Raw genomic sequence first — 20,675 nt, 5'->3', positions numbered from 1 at the left:
TGCCCATCAAGATTGAGGCCCAATGATCTCGAACTGGCTCGCGGCAACACTCGGCCGCCGCAATATCCACTACGGCTGGGTGATGGTCGGCGTGACCTTCCTCACCGCGCTGATCAGCGCCGGCACGGTCGGCGCGCCCGGCGTTTTCATTGTTCCGCTTCAGAAGGAATTCGGCTGGAGCACGGCGGAGATCTCGTCGGCGTTGTCGATTCGCTTCATCCTGTTCGGGCTGATGGCGCCGTTCGCGGCGGCCCTGCTCAACCGCTACGGCCTGCGAAATGTCACGCTGACCGCGCAGCTCATCGTGGTCTCGGCGCTGGTGCTCTCGCTCGGCATGACGGAGGTCTGGCAGCTCGTCGCGCTGTGGGGCGTCGTGATCGGGATCGGCACCGGCATGACCGCGCTGGTGCTGGGCGCTACCATCGCGACGCGCTGGTTCGCGGCGCGGCGCGGCCTCGTCGTCGGCATCATGACCGCGAGCGTCGCCACCGGTCAGCTCGTGTTCCTGCCGCTGCTGGCAAGCCTCACCGAACGCTTCGGCTGGCGGCTTGCGCTCGGCTTCGTCTGCATCGCACTTGGTGTTTCCGCCCTCGCGGTCCTGCTCGCGATGCGCGACCGTCCGAGCGATTTGGGCCTGCGCCCGTTCGGCGACGAAGGCACCACACCCCTGCCAGCGCCGCCCATCAGCCATGGCTCGATCACCGGCGTCGCACTCGGCACGCTGCGCGAGGCCTCGAAGAGCAGCGCGTTCTGGGTCCTGTTTGCGACGTTCTTCGTCTGCGGCGCATCCACAAACGGCCTCGTGCAGGTGCATCTGATTCCGATGTGCCTCGATTTCGGCATCCCGCAGGTGCAGGCCGCGGGCTTGCTGGCTGCAATGGGCATCTTCGACTTCTTCGGCACCATCATGTCGGGATGGCTTTCGGACCGCTACGACAACCGCTATTTGCTGTTCTGGTATTACGGCCTGCGCGGGCTCTCGCTGATCTTCCTCCCCTTCAGCGATTTCTCGTTCTATGGGCTCTCGATCTTCGCGATGTTCTACGGGCTCGACTGGATTGCAACTGTGCCGCCCACGGTGCGCCTGACCGCGCAGAAATTCGGACCTGAGCGCGCCAATCTGGTGTTCGGCTGGATCTTTGCAGGCCACCAGCTCGGCGCGGGCACCGCTGCCTTCGGCGCCGGTCTCTCGCGGACGGTCTATCAGAGCTACCTGCCCGCCTTCTTCATCGCCGGCGCGCTCTGCGTGTTCGCCTCGCTGATCGTGCTGACGCTGTCGCGACAACCGAAGCCGAAGCCGCAAGCGGCGATGGCTTAGTATCTGATGGTGCCGGTGACGCCGTAAAATGCGGCGTCACCGATCCGCCCGACACGAGGCGGGTCGTCCGGGTTCGGGGTGCCGCTCGATTGCGGAAGACGTACCTGAAATAAAGCGCGACCAGCCGTCGCAGATCGAAAATCAGCAAGGCGAACCTGCCGTAACCGTCAACAGACGCCTTGCGGATGTTCATGCGTCGCAATTATGTCGGCTGGCCGCTCAGGCGAGGGACCCCCCGCGCGGGTTGACGATCGTATAGCCACGCAATGAACGCGCATGCATTCGCGTCGCGTGTCCGCCCGAGTTGGCGTCGTACGCCATCCAGGTGTCCCCTTCCAAATGCTGCTCGAGGACGAATACATGTCCACGTCGCGCTGCGACCATTCCCGGTGCGGGTGATGTCCGCGGGAAGCGCAGCCAATTGGCCGCAAGATTCAATTCCGGCACGATACGGCCGAACACGCGCAGAGCCGCGCCGCAGCCGCAGAAGGAGGAAGGACACCCTGCCGGACGACTGCCGACGATGCGGGCGCTGGAGATGCTCGTCGTCGGGGCGCCGCCCGCGTCGGTCACTGTCAATTGCGTCGCGCGATAGGCTTGTAGCGAGGACCTGGGATTCAGTGGGGACCGGGAAGTCCGCTCACGGCGCGGTTGCGCATATGAGAAGTCGCAGGGCATCGTGACGTTGCATTCAGGTACTTGATGAATGCGATAAGTCCGTGCTTCGGAAGCGACGGAGCTGAGGGCAACCAAGAGACACGCAGAAAGAACCGCCTTGAACATTGCAGGGCTCCAAATTGAAGATCCCTGCCCCGGCATGAGAAACCAATAACAGTTTGGCTGAAATCGGCTAAAAGAACGGCCAAAAGTGGCTTCATTAGCGGGCCGATTTCTGCAGTCCTCATAGCCCAGACGTAGCGGCGGAGATAGATATTCGCAGAGAACGAACGCGTGTCGTCGCAACCGAAATGCGATCGCATGTGCACGCGCCGCTCAGCGACGGGCGTCGACCGGCCCGAGCGCGCAATTGCGCAGGGTGCCCCTCGAGCCATAAACCCGGGCAGTGATTGTTGCGCGCTTGGTCAGCCCCGAGTCGTCGCCAACCCCGCTCCTGTGGCTATCGCAAAGTCCGATTTTGCAGCGCCGAGCGCTGCGGCGAGCTCGTCGATGTGGTAGGGTTTCGACAGGATCCGGATCCCAGCCTGCTCGGCGTCGTGAACCGCGGCTTCGGCGTATCCGCTCGTCAGCAGGACCGGAATGTCGCTTCGCCTTCTTCTGATCTCGCGCGCGAGTTCGACACCGTTCATGCCGCCCGGCATCATGATATCGGAAAACACCAGATCGACGGAGCGGCCGTCCGCTAGGGCACCGAGAGCCGCCGCAGCGCTGGCCGCGCGCGTGACCTGGTAACCGAGTTGCGCAAGCATCTCGCTGACGAGCGCGGCGACCTCGTCGTCGTCTTCGACGAGGAGGATTCGGCCCTGATTGGCCTTCTTGGGCCGAGCCCTGTTCAGGTCGATGAGGTGCCGTTCACCCGAAGGGATATTCCTGGATCGCGGCAAATAGAGCTCGATGCTGGTGCCCTCGTCGACGATCGATTTTATTCGAACCATCCCGCGTGATTGCGTCGCAAATCCGTGGACCTGAGCAAGCCCCAGGCCCGAGCCTTTCCCCACATCCTTGGTCGTGAAGAACGGTTCGAAGACCCGCGCCAGGATCTCGGGGCTCATTCCAACACCCCTGTCGACCACGGATAGGCGAACGTAATCGCCCGCGATCTCGTTCTCGTTCAGGCCGGCCAGGTTCTCGCCACGGACAACGATCGTACCGCCGTTCGGCATCGCATCGCGGGCGTTGACCGCCAGATTGAGAATGACCAGTTCGAGCTCTCCCGGATCGACCTCAACCGGCCAAAGCCCCTCCGGAAAATCGAACTCGACGTGAACGTCGCCTCTCAGGCTCCGATCGAGCAATTCGCGCATGCCGCCGATCTGCGCGGGGATGTCGACGGCCTCGGGCCGGAGCTTCTGCCGCCGTGAAAAAGCCAGAAGCTGCCTGGTCAGGCCCGCACCACGCTGCGCCGCCTGAACCATTCCTTCCAACAGCCGACGCCGCCGATCAGGATCGGTCTGTCGGTCGAGCATGTCCAATCCACCGGAGATCACCATCAGCAGATTATTGAAATCGTGAGCTACTCCGCCGGTCAATTGCCCAATGGCCTCGATCTTCTGGGCCTGACGAAGGGTCTCCTCGACGCGGGCGCGCTCTTCCATTTCGGCCCGCAGATGCTTGTTGGCCTCCTCGAGGGCACGGGTGCGCTCGACCACGAGCTTCTCGAGCTCCTGGGCCGTCCGCTCGCGCGCCTGCAGCAAGGTCCGAATCTCATATTGCCGCCGGCGGGCCCGCATTGCGGATTGAATTGCGCTCGTCAGCGTGATCGGCTGAACCGGGCGCTCGAGCAGCGAAACGTTGCGGAGTGTATCGACGATGCTGCGGCGCCAGGCAACCACCGCCGGCTGCTCCCGGTGGCTGGTAAGAATGACAAAGGGCAGGTCGGACCAGGGCGGCTGCCGCTCGATCCAATGTGCCAGCGGCTGGGTATCCTTTCCGAACAAGCCCTCCTCGGCGAGAAGCACCGCGCCCACGCCAGCCGACATCTCGTTGACCAGTTCAGGCAGACCTCGACAATTGATTGCCACGAGATTCGAACTGCGGAGAAGCTCGACCGATGCCGGTCCATCGCGGCCAATCGGAGCAAACACGAGGACGCAATGATCGCGGTCGGCGCTCATTCCGACAGCCCCTCCGGTATCTCCGTGCCCGAGTAACGCGGATTCCCGGAAAAGATGCCGCTGAATCCGGTCAGCGGAGGACCGACCGTAATGCCGGCACTGCCAAGACGAAACTCGCGGATGGAATTTTCATGATTGCCGCTGCGCTTCTTCACGACCGAGAGGGCGCGCCGCACCGTTCCGCCGACCTCGAAATAGCGCAGCATGAGCACGGCATCGCTCAAATAGCTGATATCGAGAGCCGTTTCCATCGGACCGACCAGCCCGTGCTGAGCGAGGATCAGGACGGTCAGCACGCCTTTCTGCCCGAGATAGCTCAGGAGCTCGTGCATCTGGAGGATGAGAAATCGCTCATCCGGCATTGCGTTGAGGTAGCCGTTCAGACTGTCGATGACAACAATTCGGGCGTTGTCCTTTTCGACGCTGTTGCGCACATTGGCGGCGAATTCGCCGGGGGACATTTCGGCGGGATCGATCTGTTTAAATCGGATGAGTCCCGATTGCAGATGGCTTTCAAGCGGCAGGCCCAGCGTTCGAGCCCGGGCCTCCACTGTACCGCGACCTTCATCGAAGGCAAAGAACACCGCATGCTCACCGCGATCTGCCGCCGCGATCGCATAGGTCAGCGCGAGAGACGACTTGCCGACACCGGCGGCGCCCAAGAGCAGCGCACTGGTGCCGCGCTCGAGCCCTCCTCCCAGGAGCTGGTCGAGTTGTGCATTGCCGCTGGGCGTCAATTCACCGATAAACGAGGTGTGATGTTCCGCCGCCACCAGACGGGGGAATATCCGCACCCCTCCCGCTTCGATCGTGAAATCGTGGAAACCGCCGCGAAATCGAATGCCGCGCATCTTAATCACGCGAAGCCGCCGGCGCTCTGCCCCATAATCAATGGCGAGCTGTTCGAGCATCACGACGCCATGCGCGATCGAATGGAGTTGCAGGTCGTCCTGGGAGGACGAGAGATCGTCGAGGAGGATGACCGTGCAGTTGCGGTTGGTGAAAAAGTGCTTCAGGGCCAGAACCTGGCGCCGGTACCGCAGCGGGTTCTGCGCAAGGAGGCGGAGCTCGGACAGGCTGTCCAGCACCACGCGCGCGGGATTGATCCGTTCGACCTCCTTGAATATCAGGCCCGTGGTTTCGCTCAGCTCCATTTCGGCGGGGTGAAAGACGGTGAGCTCGCGCTCCGGATCGAGCGTCGTCTCGGGCGGCACCAGTTCGAAGATGTCGACCCCTTCCAGCGACCAGCCGTGCCGCTGTGCAACCAGCGTCAGCTCACGCTTGGTCTCCGACAAGGAGATATAGAGCACGCGTTCACCGCAACGGGCGCCCTCGAGAAGGAATTGCAGCGCCATCGTGGTCTTGCCCGAGCCGGGCCGGCCCTCGTAGAGGTACATGCGATTGGGATCGAGCCCGCCGTAGAGGATATCGTCGAGACCGTCACTGCCGGTCGAAATCCTAGGCAACTCTCCGGGATCGCTGGTTTGCGCCCGGCTTGATGAATTGATCATTGAACCCCCGTGAAGCTCCATCGCCGACAGTGCGCTCCGGCCCCGAGATGGGACGCGCGGTCAGCGGCCCGTCTCAGTCGTAAGGCGAAATCTGGCAAAGAACGCCGAAGCCGGGTTCCAAGTTCCGCCTAAGCACGCATGTCCGCCAGACCGTCGGCCGCGGAACCGTTCTCGCCCACCATTTCAGCTTTTGCGGTATCACTAGCGGTCCTGGACGGTCAGCGTCGACAAGGCGGTTCGCCAGCCCGAAAAGCCGCGCCGGCTCACTGCATCATCGCGGCCGCGATCTTCTCCGCCGACATCAGGACCGGAAAATTGGTGTTGGCGCACGGCACCACCGGGAAGATCGAGGCATCGACGACGCGCAGGCCCTGCACGCCCTTGACGCGCCCCTCTGGATCGACGACCGCCATCGGATCATCGGTCCGGCCCATGCGGCACGAGCAGGAGGCGTGCCACACGCCGATCGTGGCCTTGCGCACGAAGGCTTCCAGCGCCTCGTCATCGTTGATGACGTCGTCGAAGGTGAAGCCCTCGACCACGAAATTGTCGATCATGTAGTGGCGCAGCGCCGCCGGCCCGTCCATCAGGGCCGCGGCGATCTTGGTCAGAATCCGATTCTTGGTGTTGACCACGCCGATCTTGCGCACACGGTCGGTATAGGAGGCCGGGAACGGCTTGTCCGTCACGGCCCTGACCACGTCGCTCATCTGCACGGCCGCCATCTTGCGGAAACCGCTCATCAGGCGATCAAGGTCGCGCCGGTCGGACAACAGGTTGAATTCGACGATCGGCTCGACTGCCGGGTCGCGCGAGGCAAGCTTGACCTGTCCGGTCTCCGAATAGGTCTTGTTGACGAATGTCAGGAGCGATCCGATTTGCTCACCGACGGCGTGCCAGGCCGATTTGCTGAGCAGCACGACGAACATGTCGCCTTTCGGTACGCCTTCGAGCCCGGACGAGTAACGCAGGCCAAGCTGCATGTGGCGCCTGGTGTGCTCGTTCATCCGCGCGCCGCGGCGGACAAAGGACGACAGCGAGATCGAGGGATGATCCATCAGGCGTTGGCCGACGCCCTGCAGCCCCATCAACACGGGAATGCCCATATCCCTGAGGTGACCGACCGGGCCGATGCCGGCGCGCAACAGATGCGCCGGCGAATGGATGGCGCCGCTGGAGAGAATGATCTCGCGGGCGCGGAATTCCTGCTCCCGCCCGTCGACCACCGCCTTCACCCCGACGCACCGCGTGCCTTCGAACAGCAATTCCCTGACTTGCGTGTTGGTGGAGATCGTGAGGTTGGCGCGCTTGCGCGTGTCGCGATCGAGATAGCCCATGGCAGCCGAGACGCGTTGCTCGGCCTGGTTCGAGTGCGTCACCGGGAAAAACCCGTCGACGAACTCGCCATTCTGGTCCGGCAGGAACTGATGTCCGGCCTGCTGGAAGGCCTGCGCGAACGCCTGCGAATGCCGCGTCCAGTGCTCCCTGGGGATTCGGCGGACCGGGATGCGGCCGTCCTTGCCGTGGTAGGGACCGTCGAAATCGAGGTCGCGCTCGACCTTCTTGAAGAAGGGCAGCACATCATTCCAGCTCCACCCCGCAGCGCCGCGCGCTTCCCATTCGTCGTAATCGGTCGGCGCGCCGCGGTTGGCCATCTGGCCGTTGATCGAGGAGCCGCCGCCGAGCACGCGAGCCTGCTCGTATTTGCGCAGGGGTGCGCGCCCTTCATCCGGATTGTTGTGGCTGACGATCTGGGTCGTGACCTTGAGCTCGGTCCAGTGGAAGCGCGGATCGAAATAGGCCGTACCCGGATAGCTGTCCTTGATCTCGGCCGGCTCGTCTCCGGGCGGTGTGTCCTGTCCGGCCTCGCAGAGCAGGACCTTGTTGGCGCTCCTCGCGGAGAGCCGGTGGGCCAGCACGGACCCCGCCGAGCCGCCGCCCACGATAATGAAGTCATACACGATTGGCGCTTCCTCTTGTTCTTGCCCGGGAAGCGTAGCGCGTTATTGTTTTGAGGTCACGTCATCGCTGCCGCGCAAAGCGCGAGCACAAGGCCGTCGACGCCAAGGGCACCGCCCGGCGGCTGGCATCCGCCGTCCGGTCAGCAGGTGACGAGGGAGCGAACCGAGGAGGCTTTACGGCTTCCTCACGAAGCCCGCGCGCAACCGCTCGGCAAACCAGACTACAAAAATCGAAGCGAACGACAGGCAGAAAAATATGGCCGTCCAAAGCAGCGCGTTACCCGCATTTGTCATGACGTCTCTCCCTCGTTTCAAACGAGACGCTTGCAGACAATCGGACGCGACGTGTTGCGATAGATCAATTTTGCCGAACTGCAATTAGGCTGAGATCGGCAACAGCTGCTCGCAGTGACGGCTGAAGCTACGGCCTGATCGAAAAATTCCCCGGCGGCCCTGGCTTTCGCAATGGCTCCGACAGCCGCGCGAACTCGCACAGCAGCGACCGCGTCTTCCTGGGATCGATGATCTCCTCCACCCAGAATTTTTCGGCGGAGCGGAACGGCGAGCGCAGCTTGTTGAGGCGGTCCTCGATCTCTTTCAGTTTCTCCGCCTTGTCCTCGGCCGCGTCGATGTCCGCGCGGTAGGCGGCTTCGATGCCGCCTTCGAGCGGGAGCGAGCCCCAATAGGCCGACGGCCAGGCGTAGCGGATCGAGAAGCGGTCGGCGGGCTGATGCACCACGCCGGCGACGCCGAAGGCGTTGCGCAGGATCACCGTGCACCAGGGCACCGTGGCCTGGTTGACCGCGGCCATAGCGCGAACGCCATGGCGGATGGTGCCCGCCTTCTCCGCATCGAGCCCGATCATGAAGCCGGGGCAGTCCATGAGATAGACGATCGGCAGATGGAAGGTCTCGGCGAAGTCGACCCAGCGCACGACCTTCTGGCAGGCATCCGCCGTCCAGGAGCCGCCATAGTGAAAGCTGTCGCTGGCGAGCACCATCACCGCCCTGCCCTCGAGCCGCGCGAGGCCGACAATGATCGGCTTGCCGAAATTCTTGGCGACCTCGAAGAACGAGCCCTTGTCCACGACCTGTTCGACGATCGGCCGTATCTTGTAGACCTGCTTGCGGTTGCGTGGCACCGCGCTCATCAGCGTCTCTTCGGTACGCTCCGGATTGTCGGTGCAGGGCAAGGTCGGCGGCAGCTCGTAAACCGACGACGGCAGATAGGACAGGAATCGCCGCGCACAGGCGAAGGCGTCCTCCTCCGTGTCGACGGCATGATCGACCGCGCCGGCGCGGGTCTGGATGTCGGCGCCTCCGAGCTCTTCCTTCGAGAGGTCCTGCCCCAGCGCCTTCACCACCGGCGGACCTGCGACGAACATCGCGGACTTCCGGGTCATGATGGAATAGTGGCTGGCGGCAAGACGCGCGGCACCGAGCCCTGCGACCGAGCCGAGGCCGAGCGCGACCACGGGCACGCGCGACAAATTGTCGGTGGTGAAGCGATACCAGCGTGTGCCGCCGATGCCGCCCGGCAAGTTCGCCGCGCCCTTGGTCTCGATAGTCTTGACCGAGCCGCCGCCGCCGGAGCCTTCGATGATGCGGACGATGGGCAGGCGGAGATCATGCGCCATCTCCTCCGCCATCAGCGGTTTTGCGGAGATGGACGCGTCCGCCGAGCCGCCGCGCACGGTGAAATCGTCGCCGACCACGACGACGGTGCGGCCTTCGATGCGCGCGCGGCCGAACACGCAGTTCGCCGGCGTCAATTTCTGCAACTCGCCGTTGGAATCGTATTCACCGACGCCGGAGACGGCGCCGATCTCGTGAAAGCTGCCCTTGTCGGTCAGTCTGTCGATACGCTCCCGAACAGTCAGTCGGCCCTGGTCATGCTGACGCTTGACCTTGTCAACGCCGCCCATCTCCCGCGCGAAGGCTTCGCGCCGGGCGAGCTCGTCGAGTTCCGGCTTCCAGTTCATTCACTCCCTCCGAATTGATCGGCTTGTTATTGTTGTGCACGGCCATGGCGACCGGTTTACGCGGGATGCGGGCGTTGAAGACGTCGCCTTCCGCGCCCTCCATCAGGCTGCCGAGCGAACGGCCGAGCGCGAGCATCAGCGGCGCGACTTCGGCATGCAGGCGCTCTTCGTCGTACATCGCCGACAGAAGACCGATCGTGATGACGACGAAGGTCTGGTATTGCGGCGACCAGATCGGCACCGCGAGCCCGTTGATATGCGGGCTCCACAGGCCGCAGGCCACGACATAGCCGCGCTCATGCAGCGACTGCCGGTTGGCCTCGATGCGGGGCCGCAGGATTTTCGCAGCCTCGGGAGCTTCCCGCTCCATGTCCGCGATGAAGGCATCGCCGACCTCGGGCGCCAATGCCGCGGTGTAGGCTGCGCCTGCAGCGGTCGAGGCCATCGAGATGCGGCTGCCGGTGCCCTCGTGCAGCCCGAGTGCCGAGGCCGAACGCGCGAACTGGAGATAGACCAGATGGAAGCGATCGGGGACCACGAAGCCGACGGTGCCCGGCAGTTGCTCGGCGACTTCCTGGAGCCGCTGGCGGATCATGCTGCGCAGCTGCGCGCCCTTCATCATCGAGGCGCTCATCGCCACCGCGCTCGGCCCGATGCGATATTTCTGATCGCGCGGCAGATAAACCAGTTGCCCCATCCGCGTCAGCGTGTGCGTCAACCGCGACACCGTGGAGCGCGGCAGGCCGCAGCGATTTGAAATTTCGAGATTGCCAAGCCTGGCCTCGTGGCCTTCGAAGCACCGCAACACGTCGAACGCGCGCGACACCACCTGGATGACATCACCCTCACCGGCTTCGCCAGCGAGCGCACCTTGTCTACTCAACCGCTCCGAACGTCGTCCCATGATCCCTACCGCTTGTTCCGCTGTGCGGAATTAAATTCCGCTTGCAGAAGAAACTACCTCAGGCATTTTGCGACCACAACAAAAAGGCGATGGCATGCCAGAAATTAAGATCGTCACGGAGATCGCCGGACGCGTCTGCGCAACTCCCGTGCAAGTTGGAGGAACCGTTGCAGATGGCGATGAGATTGTGGTGGTCGAAGCGATGAAGATGGAGATACCGGTGCTTTCGCCTGTGAGCGGCGAGATCACATCGCTTCTGGTGAAGCTCGACGACGTCGTTACCGAAGGACAGGCGATCGCAATCGTCGCAAGCTGACTGCATTCTCCGTCGTTTTCCGCGACATTCTGTCAGCCTCATTGCTGCGTTCGCGGTACGGCGTTGCCATCGCCTGACCGCGATGACATGATCTCTCAAACAAAACCTGTTTCAAACAAAGAAAGAAATCGTCGCGGCAAACGCGAGGATCATTGGAGGGAAACATGCGTCGTGGGCTGATCATGCTCGCGCCTGCCGTGGTGGCAGGCCTTTCTTTTGTGTCTACACGCTATGCATTCGCCGACGACATCAAGCTGCCGGCAACATTGACGTTCACCGCCTATGACACCGGTACCGCCGGCTTCAACATCGCGGTCGGCGTCGGCAAGATGATGAAGGACAAATACTCGACCGACGTGCGCGTGCTCCCCGCAGGCAACGATGTCGCGCGTCTGGCGCCGCTGCGCGCCAAGCGCGCGGTCTCCGCGGCGATGGGATCGGGGACATATTTCGCGCAGGAGGGCGTGTTCGAGTTTGGCTCCAGGGAATGGGGCCCGCAGCCGCTCCAGATCCTGCTCTCGAGCGTTGATTGCAATTGCGGTTCGCTCGGCGTGGCCGCGGATACGGGGGTGAAGGAGCTGAAGGACCTCAAGGGAAAGCGCGTCGGCTTCGTCGTCGGCTCGCCGGCACTGAACCAGAACTCGCTCGCGGTGCTCGCCTTCGCCGGCCTGACGCAGAAGGACGTCAAGATCGTCGAGTTCGCAAGCTACGGCGCGATGTGGAAGGGCTTGATCAACAACGACACCGATGCGGCCTTCGGCACCACCATCACCGGTCCCGCCAAGGAAGCCGAGACTTCGCCGCGCGGGCTGGTCTGGCCGCCGCTGCCCGCCAAGGACAAGGAAGGTTGGGCACGGATGCAGAAGGTCGGCTCGTTCTTCTTCCCGCAGACCGCGACCTGCGGCGCCGGTATCTCGCCGGACAAGCCGATCGAGCTCGGCAACTATCCCTATCCGATCTTCGTCGCCTACGCCTCGCAAGCCCCCGAGCAGGTCTATGCGATCACCAAGGCGATGATCGTGAACTACGATTCCTACAAGGACTCCGCGCCCGGCGCCGGCGGGCTTGCGGCCGATCGCCAGACCAAGAACTGGGTGGTGCCGGTGCATCCCGGCGCGGTGAAGGCTTTGAAGGAGGCCGGGCAATGGAACGACGCACAGGAGGCGCACAACAACGGACTGATCAAGCGGCAAGAGGTGCTTGGCGCCGCGTGGACCGACTACGGAAAATCCAATCCGCCTGCGGATGATAAGGCGTTCCTCGACGCCTGGATGAAGGCGCGTGCCGCGGCGCTTGCGAAGGCCGACATGCCGAACGGGTTCGAGGATTAGTTCACAGCGTTAATTGTCCACGCCCGGGGTCGATCATGTCGTCTGCTTCAGTCTCCACCCCCTCCCAGGACGAGGCCAAGCGGATCGTGTTCGACGATCCGCATGGCGCCGCCGCCAACATGCAGGAAGCGGAAGTTACGCGCGTGCGAAGCTTGCGTGGCGCCTGGCGCTGGCTACTCGTCCTCGCGACCGCCGCGACCATCCTGCTCTGCATCAACCAGCAATTCTCGCTGCGCTTCTTCGTCGGCTACACCCAGCTCAACACGGAATACTTCTACCTCCTGATCGCCCTGATGCTGCCGTTCACGTTCCTGATCTTCCCGGGGACCCCGCGCGCGCCGCTCGATCGCATTCCCTGGTATGACCTTCTCTGCTTCGTCGTGACCTTTGCCGCCGCGCTGCTGTTGATGTCGAACGTCCGCAAGGCCGCCGAGGCCGGCTGGGAATTCGGCGGCGCGCCGAACAGCGTGATCGCAGCCGGTCTCGTGATGTGGGTGATGTTGATGGAGGCGCTGCGCCGCACCGGCGGCTGGAGCCTGCTACTGAGCGTGCTTCCCTTCACCGTCTATCCGCTGTTCGCGGAATCCAGCTGGCTCGGGCCGTTCCGCGGCACGCAGTCGACGCTGGAGCAGGCGACCGCCTATCACGTGCTGTCGGGCGAGAGCCTGCTCGGCATTCCCATCCAGGCGTTTGCCGACACCGTGATCGGCTTCCTGGTGTTCGGCACCGCGTTGATGATGACCGGCGCCGGAAAGTTCTTCATCAATCTCGCCTTCGCGCTGTGTGGCACGTTCCGCGGCGGCGCGGCCAAGGTGTGCATCTTCGCCAGCGGCCTGCTCGGCATGATGTCAGGCTCGATCATCTCCAACGTGCTGACCGCCGGCACCATGACCATTCCGGTGATGAAGAAGAGCGGCTTTCGCGCCTCCTATGCGGGCGCGATCGAGGCTTGTGCCTCGACCGGCGCGGTGCTGGCGCCGCCGGTGATGGGCGCGACCGCCTTCGTAATCGCGCAGTTCCTCAATGTCAGCTACGCCGATGTCGCGATCGCGGCCGTCATTCCCGCCGCGCTCTATTATATCGGCCTGTTCATGCAGGTCGATTCCTACGCCGCACGACACGGGCTGAAGGGCATTCCGCGCGCGGAGCTGCCGCGGGTCATGGATACGATCAAGGATGGCTGGTACTACGTCTTCGTCATCGCCCTTCTGATCGTGATGCTGCTCTACTTCAAGCGCGAGAGCCATGCGCCATTCTACGCCACCGCATTGCTTCTTGTGCTCAACCAGCTGTTCTCGAAGGACACGCGCTGGACTGTCGCGACCATCGGCAAATTCCTCGAGGTCAACGGCCGCACCTTCGTCGAGCTTGTCGGCATCCTCGCCGGGTGCGGCCTGCTGATCGGCGCCTTCTCGATGACCGGCGTGGTGTCGAGCCTCGCCAACGACCTGCTGCATATCGCCGGCGACAATCCGTTCCTGCTGCTCGGCATGTGCGCCCTGACCAGCCTGATTCTCGGGCTCGGCCTGACCACGACGGCCTGCTACATCTTCCTCGCCATCCTGGTCGCACCCGCGCTGGAGAAGCTCGGGCTGAACAAGATGGCCGTGCACATGTTCATTTTCTACTGGGGCATGCTGTCGTCGATCACCCCGCCGGTCGCGATTGCATCATTCGCAGCGGCAGGTATTGCCGGCTCGCCGGCGATGAAGACGGGCTGGGAATCGATGTGGGTCGGCAGCATCATCTATTTCATCCCGTTCTTCTTCGTGCTCAATCCCGCGCTGGTGCTGCAGGGGCCGAGCCCCTATCTGGCCGGTCTCGGCTTGATGGCGCTCGCGGCGTTCGGCACGCTGTTCATCTGCGGCGGCATCCAGGGCTACCAGCCCTTCGTCGGCGATCTCCGCGGCGCCGGTGCGCTGGAGTGGCCCATCCGCGTGCTGCTGGTGATCGGCGGTTTCGTGGTGGCCACCCCCGGCGGCGGCATCATGCCGCTGTCGCAGATGCAGGTGACGCTGCTCGGCCTCGCCATCCTGATCCCCACGATTTTGCTCGCCCTGCTGCTGGTCCGGCGGCAGACCGTGGTGCCGGACGGGTTGCGCGTGCCCTGATTGCGTTGCACAAAGAGAGGCAATGAAACCGCTTTCGCCTCTCGCTACCGCCTGGACCCGCTCGAAGCCGCCTTTGCTGCGGTTTCTGGACAATTGCCTCAACGAATTCTCGGCAGAGACCTCGGGCGCGGTCGCCGACTACATTCCCGAGCTCGGCAAGGCCGATCCTGCCTGTTTCGGAATCAGCCTCGCGACCCTGGACGGTCATGTCTACGAGGTCGGCGACTCCAGGGCGCCCTTCACCATCCAGTCGATGTCAAAGCCGTTCGTGTTCGCGCTGGCGCTGGACCTGCTCGGCGCAAACAGGGTGGAGAGCGCAATCGGCGTCGAGCCCTCCGGCGATCCTTTCAACTCGATCCGGCTCAACTCGGAGAATCATCCATTCAACCCGATGGTCAATGCCGGCGCGATCGCCTGCACCGGGCTGATCCACGACAGCAAGGGTCCGGACGCCTTCGAGCAAATTCGCCTCGCGCTCAGTCGTTTTGCCGGCCGCGACCTCGCCGTCGAGGAGGCCGTCTACGCTTCCGAAAGCCAGACCGGCGACCGCAACCGCGCCATCGGCTATCTCCTCAAGACCAATGCGGTGATCTCGGACAATGTCGCGGCCGTACTCGACGTCTATTTCCGGCAATGCGCGGTGCTGGTCACCGCGCGCGACATCGCCGTGATGGCGGCAACGCTCGCCAACCGTGGCGTCAACCCGGTTACCGGCGAGCAGGTGCTGACGCCTTACGCGATCTCGCGCACGCTGTCGGTGATGACGTCGTCGGGCATGTACGACTATGCCGGCGAATGGATCTACCGGATCGGCATCCCCGCCAAGAGTGGCGTCGGCGGCGGAATTCTCGCCGCACTCCCCGCCCGCCTCGGGCTCGGCAGCTATTCGCCAAGGCTCGACAAGCACGGCAACAGCGTGCGCGGCATCAAGGTCTGCGAGGCGCTGTCCTCGCATTACGATCTGCATATGCTCAACCGCAGCGACGACGCACGCAACGCCGTCATCGCCGATTACGACATCGGCAAGAGCCCGTCGCGGCGCGTGCGCCGCCCGCAGGAGCGCGATATTCTCGCAGCCCACGAGCAGGAGGTGCGGATCATCGAGCTGGTCGGCACGCTGTCGCTGTCGGCGGTCGACTATGTCTCACGCCGGCTTGCGGGCCGGCCGCGGCCGCAATTCGTGATTTTCGATCTCCACCGCGTCACCTCCACCACACGCGCCGGGGCGCGGCTGGTGGCTGAAGCGTTCGAGGAGCTGGCGGCGCTGAATGTGACCGTCGTCCTGTCAGGCGTCAGGCGCGCCTCCAAAGAATGGGACAGCCTGCGGGAGTGGACCGCGGAGCTGAAGAACGTCCGCGACTTCTATGTGCTCGACACCGCGATCGAATGGGCCGAAGACCAGATCGTCTACCGCTATGGCGGCTCGATCGATTTTCACGAGACCACCGAGCTTTCCGAGCAGCCGCTGCTCGCAGGCCTCAGCGCGGAAGAGCTGACCGACCTCGCCTCGATCTGCACGATCCGGATCTATCAGTCTGGCGCGAAAATCCTCACCACTGGCGCCGCAGCCGATTCCCTGTTCTTCCTGCGCAGCGGCGCGGTGCATGTCACCCTGCCCGACGGAGTGCGGCTCGCAACACTCACCGCCGGCATGGCGTTCGGCGAGATGGCCCTGATCGAGACCACCCGCTCCGCGGACGTGTTCGCGGATATGGCTGCGACCGCGTTCGAGGCGCCTCTGAAAGCGTTCGAGCGCTTCCGCAAGCAGCACCCGCACGCCAGCGAACGCATCATGCGCAATCTTGCGCAGCTTCTGGCCGAGCGCCTGATCGTCGCCAACGCCAAAGTGGATATCTTGACCTCCACCTGAGCGGCCTAGCGGCTCGCCGCCTCGCTGATCCGCCGCTTGATCTTGGCGGCACTGGTCTTGAGCAGCTCCGATGGCTGCTGGCCGGTCGCCACGCAGAGGCAGGCCCAGTAATAGATGACATCGCCGAGCTCTTCGACGAGGCCCGCCTGGTCGAGCCAGTCATCGCGGAGCAGCTTCTTGATATGGTCGGCGACTTCGCCGGACTCGCCGGCGAGGCCGAGCCCGAGATAGGACAGCCGTTCGTTCGACGGACGCTCATCGACTTTCGCAATCGTTGCAGCCCAGGCGGCATATTCATCGATCGTCATGAGCATCCCTCACAGCAATTGCTCGATCAGCCGACCACTTCGGTGACCGGCTGAAGGTCGATCTCGAAGGTCTCCAGAAACTTTGACGTCATGATGTAGAATCCCACCGAGAGCTGCAGTTCAACCAGTGCGGCCGGCGTCAGCTTCGATGAGATCGCCTTGAAGGTCGCATCCGTCGGCTTGTTCAGCTTGACGATCTCGTCGGTGAAGGCTAGCGCGGCGCGCTGCACTTCATTGAAACAGTTCGCGGCCTGCCAGTTCTCGAGCGCCTCGTTCTGCTCGTCGGTGACGCCGACATTCTTGCCGATGCGCTTGTGCGCGACGATCTCATACGGCGCCTCGCACAAAATGCCGGTGCGGGTGATCGCGAGTTCGCGCACGATCGGATCGAGCTCGCCCTTGTGGCGGATGGCGCCGCCGAGCCGGCAGTACTGCTCGAAATAGCTCGGCGAATGCGACATCATCCGGAAGATGTTGGCATTGCGGTTCTTGTCGAGGATCTCCCGGGTGCGGTCGGATGCCTTGGACGGGTCGCTGTAGTTGATGCGGGCCATGATTTTCCTGAAGTTTTTCCCTAAGCCTTTGATGCTTTTTGTCGTTAGCGGCGAAATTTCCACGAAACTGTATTCTTGCGCGTCCGCAGGAGCAACAACATCGAGTCAAAATGCCGCCGCATTGCTGAACGACCTTGGGACAGTCGATATTCGCCGCGTGGGGACTTGATCGCGGCGGATACTCGCAAGGGGTGTTCCGAGTAAAAACAATTGGCCGTTGGGCGCTAACCGCGCATCGATGAGTCACGCCCAAGTCTAGGGAGAAAATGGAATGAAGGAAGCCACCAAGGGGGCGGCCTCGGAAGCGTTCGCGCATATGCTAGCGGTGATGGCGATGCTCGTCATCGCCAGCATCCTGTTCTACGGGCGCTAGTTAAGAGTCGGGTGAGAGCTTTCGTCATTCCGGGGTGGCCCTCGCACAGGCCAGGCCCAGAATTCCCGTTCCAGGCTCGGTCTCTCAGGACCGCCCCCGAATGACGGATCCCACCGCTCGCTTTGCTGCAGGAGCCCGGATGGAGCGAAGCGCGAGCCGGGAAAGTCTATCGGTGAGGCGAAAACCCCGGATTTCGGTCCGCTCCATCCGGGCTGCATCGAGCAACTAAATTTCACTATCTGTCTTTGGCGAAGAACGGCACCAGCTTGCCGGCGAATGGCTTGAAGCTCGCATTGACCTCATCGCCGATGGCGAGATCATTCTCACCATGCGCCATCATGCGAAAACCCTCGGCGCAATCGACCAGCACGATGTTGTAGGGCACGTGCGACCCTGTCTCAGGCGTGGCGGCGCGGCAGACCAGCGACGTCGCATAGACCCTGCCTTTGCCGCTGGCGCGCTGCTCCCGCAGATCGGACGCGCCGCAGGCCACGCAGAAGGCGCGACGAAAATACTGCACATGGCCGCATGCGGTGCAGGTCTGATAGGTGACGGCCTGTTCGCCATTGGTCCAGTCGCCAAGACGCTTGCTCATCGCACCCGCTCCAGGAACATGCTGACGTGGGACGACAGCACGCCGCCATCGCCGTGCAGCAGCGCGATCGAGGCGTCGCGCACCTGACGATTCGCCGCTCGCCCCGTCATCTGCAGATGCGTTTCCACCAGATGCGCCATGGCGCCACCGACGCCGCAATGACCGTAGCTGAGCAGGCCGCCATGGGTGTTCAGCGGCATCGCGCCGTCGCGGCTGAAATGGCCGGCGCGCACGCGTGCGGCTGCCTCGCCCCGGCCAGCAAGGCCAAGATCTTCCAGCAGCATCGCGAGCGTGATCGTAAAGCTGTCGTAGATCGCCGCGTAGCGCACGTCGGAAATCGCGAGGCCGGTGGCCTCCCTGGCGCGGGCGACGGAGATCTCGGCGCCGAGTTCGCTCAGGGCGGGCGCTGCAGTGACGTGCTGATGGGTATGAGCCTGGGCACACCCGCGAATGCGCACGCCGGCCTCTCCCGTCCGCTCGCGGCTGACGACGAAGGCGGCACCGCCGTCGGACACCGGGCAGCAATCGAGCAGCTTCAGCGGCATCGCCACCGGCTTAGAGCCCATGACGTCGGCGACCTCGATGGGATCCTGGAATTGCGCACCAGGATGAGTGCAGGCGTGGGTGCGCATCAGCACCGCGAATTCGGCGAGGTCTTCTTCCGTCACGCCGTACTCGTGCATGTATCTGTTAGCGACGAGGCCGTAATAGGCGGGGATGGTCGGGCCGAGCGGCAGTTCGTAGTCGGGATGGCCGACCTGCGCCAGCGCTTGGATCGAGGCGTCGCGGCTCTGTCCAGTGAGGCGGTTCTCGCCGGCCACGACGAGCACATTGCGGGCGACGCCCGCTTCGACGAGATGATGGGCGAGCATGGTCATCGCGAGCCCGGTCGCGCCACCGACCTGGACGGCATGGGCGTAACTGGGGCGGATGCCAAAATGCTCGGCAAAAACGGTCGCCAACATGATGTGCGGCGAGACGGTGGAGTAGCCGCAGAGGATGCCGTCGATCTCGGCACGCTTGAGCCCGGCATCGTCGAGCGCAGCCTGCGCGGCCTTGCTCATCAGCTCCAGCGAGGACGAGTCTTCGTGCTTGCCGAAAGGCGTGAGACCGACGCCGGTGATGAAGCTCATGGGCGCACCAGTGCATCGTCATTCCGGGGCGGCGAACGGGTGACGCCATCGCGGACCATGGCGTCGATCTCGTCGGCGGAATAGCCGATCTCGCGCAGGATTTCCGCGCCGTGCTCGTTGAGCTGCGGCGCGAGCCGCACCGGTTCGGCTTCGGTTTCGGACCAGGTGGCCGTCACCCTCATGCTCCGGATCGGCCCTTCAGTTGGATGGTTCACCACTGGGAAAAAGCCGGTCGCCTCCAGATGCTCATCGTGCAGCATCGACGCGAGGTCGTGCATGGGCATCACCGGCACGTCGGCCTTGGTGAGCAGGTCGATCCATTCCGCGGTGCTGCGCGTCTCGAAGATGCGCGCGAGCTCGGCATAGACGACGTCGATATTGGCGGCGCGGCCGGCGAATGTCGCGAACATCGCGTCGGCGCGCAGGTCGTCGCGTCCCGTCGCCTTAAAGAAGTTCTCCCACTGCTTGTCGTTGTAGACGATGACGCTGAGATAACCGTCCGATGTCTTGTAGGGCCGGCGGTCGCGCGAGAGGTGGCGGGCGTAACCGCCCTTGTCGAGCGGGGGCTCATAGGTCAATCCGCCCATGTGGTCGCCCATGACGAAGCCGGCCATGGTCTCGAACATCGGGATGTCGACGCGCTGGCCGCGGCCGGTGCGGTCGCGGTGCACGAGGCTGGCGCAGATCGCGCCCACGGCAGTCAAGCCTACGATGCGATCGACCAGTGCGTTCGGCACATAGCGCGGCACACCGTCACCGGTCTGCGCCATCAAGGCGGGCAGCGCGGTGGCGCCCTGGATCAGATCGTCATAGGCCGGTTTTGCAGCATAGGGCCCGTCCTGGCCGAAGCCGAACACGCCGGCATAGACCAGCCGCGGATTGATTTTGGAAACAACGTCATAGCCGAGTTGAAGCCGCGCCATCGCCTGCGGGCGGACGTTGTAGACGAGAACGTCGGCGTCTTTCAGCAAGCGGAGCACGGCCTCGCGGCCGGCGGGCTTCTTCAGGTCAAGGCAGATCGAGCGCTTGCTACGGTTGGTGTTGAGAAACACCGGGCCCATGCCTGCGTGCCGCATCGGGCCGATCAGGCGGGTGACGTCGCCGTCCAGAGACTCCACCTTGATGACGTCTGCGCCGTAATCGCCGAGCATCTGGGTCGCATAGGGGCCCATCAGCACGGTGGTCATGTCGACGACCTTGATGCCCTTCAGCGGCCCCATCGTTCGCTCCCGATTGCGCGGCCTCAAGTGAGGCCTGCGATTTCGGTCCAGCTAACGGCAGTGGCGGCGCATGCGCAAGAGCCGCCGGCGTATGGCCGCATGCGCCGGCGGCGAAAGGCGGCTATTTCTTCTGACGGGAATCGCGAATCTTGAGGAGGCGGTCGAGCTCATCATTCTGCTGGTTGATGCGGTCAGCGATCCGCGACTCGTTCTGCTCACCCGAGGCGGCCGCGGCCTGCTCGATGAGCTGGCGGATATTGTCCTCGAGAATCGCGATGCGATCGTTGAGTGCGTCCATCGACAGCGAATCTTCGTAGTCATTGCTCATGATGCATCCCCTGCAAATCGATCAAGAGCTTTAAGGGCCCCCAGCGGGCCCACCATGATCTAGCGCAAG

General features: G+C 63.6%; 18 protein-coding genes. 6 read left to right on the top strand and 12 right to left on the bottom strand.

The window, feature by feature from the left end:
* The first annotated feature begins 22 nt into the window (after positions 1-22).
* Positions 23-1,318, top strand: a complete 1,296-nt coding sequence (locus tag IVB13_RS37215; RefSeq protein WP_085352817.1) for an MFS transporter — start codon at positions 23-25, stop codon at positions 1,316-1,318.
* 219 nt (positions 1,319-1,537) lie between these two features.
* On the opposite strand, the gene IVB13_RS37210 is transcribed toward IVB13_RS37215, so the two are convergent.
* From IVB13_RS37210 to IVB13_RS37185, 6 genes are all read right to left on the bottom strand, one after another.
* Positions 1,538-2,101, bottom strand: a complete 564-nt coding sequence (locus IVB13_RS37210; RefSeq protein WP_162847295.1) for a hypothetical protein — start codon at positions 2,099-2,101, stop codon at positions 1,538-1,540.
* 299 nt (positions 2,102-2,400) lie between these two features.
* Positions 2,401-4,110 (bottom strand): response regulator, encoded by a 1,710-nt coding sequence (locus IVB13_RS37205; protein WP_085352815.1) that lies wholly within the window; start codon positions 4,108-4,110, stop codon positions 2,401-2,403.
* Entirely contained in the window at positions 4,107-5,621 is a 1,515-nt protein-coding gene (locus tag IVB13_RS37200) for an ATPase domain-containing protein (protein WP_085352814.1), read from the bottom strand. The genes IVB13_RS37205 and IVB13_RS37200 overlap by 4 nt, the downstream gene beginning before the upstream one ends.
* A gap of 263 nt (positions 5,622-5,884) precedes the next feature.
* Positions 5,885-7,582: a GMC oxidoreductase gene (locus IVB13_RS37195; RefSeq protein ID WP_247455844.1), complete on the bottom strand. Its 1,698-nt coding sequence runs from the start codon at positions 7,580-7,582 to the stop codon at positions 5,885-5,887.
* Between the two features lie 421 nt (positions 7,583-8,003).
* Positions 8,004-9,563, bottom strand: a complete 1,560-nt coding sequence (locus tag IVB13_RS37190; protein ID WP_085352812.1) for a carboxyl transferase domain-containing protein — start codon at positions 9,561-9,563, stop codon at positions 8,004-8,006.
* On the bottom strand, positions 9,493-10,467 hold the full coding sequence (locus IVB13_RS37185; protein WP_085352811.1) for a helix-turn-helix domain-containing protein: 975 nt from the start codon (positions 10,465-10,467) through the stop codon (positions 9,493-9,495). The genes IVB13_RS37190 and IVB13_RS37185 overlap by 71 nt, the downstream gene beginning before the upstream one ends.
* Before the next feature lie 94 nt (positions 10,468-10,561).
* Between IVB13_RS37185 and IVB13_RS37180 the strand changes: the two genes are divergently transcribed.
* The 4 genes from IVB13_RS37180 (at position 10,562) to glsA (ending at position 16,095) form a co-directional block, all read left to right on the top strand.
* The gene (locus tag IVB13_RS37180; RefSeq protein WP_018459231.1) at positions 10,562-10,783 is read left to right on the top strand and encodes an acetyl-CoA carboxylase biotin carboxyl carrier protein subunit; all 222 of its coding nucleotides are present in this window, start codon (positions 10,562-10,564) and stop codon (positions 10,781-10,783) included.
* A gap of 164 nt (positions 10,784-10,947) precedes the next feature.
* A complete protein-coding gene (locus IVB13_RS37175) occupies positions 10,948-12,114 on the top strand; it encodes a TAXI family TRAP transporter solute-binding subunit (RefSeq protein ID WP_018459232.1) in 1,167 nt (388 codons plus the stop codon).
* A gap of 35 nt (positions 12,115-12,149) precedes the next feature.
* The gene (locus tag IVB13_RS37170) at positions 12,150-14,225 is read left to right on the top strand and encodes a TRAP transporter permease (protein ID WP_085352809.1); all 2,076 of its coding nucleotides are present in this window, start codon (positions 12,150-12,152) and stop codon (positions 14,223-14,225) included.
* A gap of 22 nt (positions 14,226-14,247) precedes the next feature.
* The gene (glsA, locus tag IVB13_RS37165; RefSeq protein ID WP_247369223.1) at positions 14,248-16,095 is read left to right on the top strand and encodes a glutaminase A; all 1,848 of its coding nucleotides are present in this window, start codon (positions 14,248-14,250) and stop codon (positions 16,093-16,095) included.
* A gap of 5 nt (positions 16,096-16,100) precedes the next feature.
* Here glsA and IVB13_RS37160 read toward each other — a convergent pair whose 3' ends face one another.
* Together IVB13_RS37160 and IVB13_RS37155 are read right to left on the bottom strand one after the other, a co-directional pair.
* Complete coding sequence (locus tag IVB13_RS37160) at positions 16,101-16,403, bottom strand: nucleoside triphosphate pyrophosphohydrolase family protein (protein WP_026233761.1); 303 nt, start codon at positions 16,401-16,403, stop codon at positions 16,101-16,103.
* A 26-nt stretch (positions 16,404-16,429) separates the two neighbouring features.
* Positions 16,430-16,957 carry a carboxymuconolactone decarboxylase family protein gene (locus IVB13_RS37155; RefSeq protein WP_085352807.1) on the bottom strand — a complete coding sequence of 176 codons (528 nt, stop codon included), beginning with the start codon at positions 16,955-16,957 and terminating at the stop codon, positions 16,430-16,432.
* Between IVB13_RS37155 and IVB13_RS37150 the strand changes: the two genes are divergently transcribed.
* A complete protein-coding gene (locus tag IVB13_RS37150; RefSeq protein WP_158091581.1) occupies positions 16,956-17,126 on the top strand; it encodes a hypothetical protein in 171 nt (56 codons plus the stop codon). The two genes, IVB13_RS37155 and IVB13_RS37150, sit on opposite strands and share 2 nt — an antisense overlap.
* Positions 17,127-17,565: 439 nt before the next feature.
* On the opposite strand, the gene IVB13_RS37145 is transcribed toward IVB13_RS37150, so the two are convergent.
* From IVB13_RS37145 to IVB13_RS37130, 4 genes are all read right to left on the bottom strand, one after another.
* On the bottom strand, positions 17,566-17,925 hold the full coding sequence (locus tag IVB13_RS37145) for an OB-fold domain-containing protein (protein ID WP_085395909.1): 360 nt from the start codon (positions 17,923-17,925) through the stop codon (positions 17,566-17,568).
* Complete coding sequence (locus IVB13_RS37140; RefSeq protein ID WP_247455841.1) at positions 17,922-19,058, bottom strand: thiolase family protein; 1,137 nt, start codon at positions 19,056-19,058, stop codon at positions 17,922-17,924. Before IVB13_RS37140 ends, IVB13_RS37145 begins: the two co-directional genes overlap by 4 nt.
* On the bottom strand, positions 19,055-20,278 hold the full coding sequence (locus IVB13_RS37135) for a CoA transferase (RefSeq protein ID WP_247297549.1): 1,224 nt from the start codon (positions 20,276-20,278) through the stop codon (positions 19,055-19,057). Before IVB13_RS37135 ends, IVB13_RS37140 begins: the two co-directional genes overlap by 4 nt.
* Positions 20,279-20,399: 121 nt before the next feature.
* On the bottom strand, positions 20,400-20,606 hold the full coding sequence (locus IVB13_RS37130; protein ID WP_018459240.1) for a hypothetical protein: 207 nt from the start codon (positions 20,604-20,606) through the stop codon (positions 20,400-20,402).
* Positions 20,607-20,675 lie beyond the last annotated feature (69 nt).

The sequence above is a fragment of the Bradyrhizobium sp. 17 genome (assembly GCF_023073515.1).
Lineage (GTDB): Bacteria > Pseudomonadota > Alphaproteobacteria > Rhizobiales > Xanthobacteraceae > Bradyrhizobium > Bradyrhizobium canariense_D.
The sequence above is the reverse complement of the archived record's forward strand: the minus strand, read 5'-3'. Positions and strand labels throughout refer to the sequence as shown.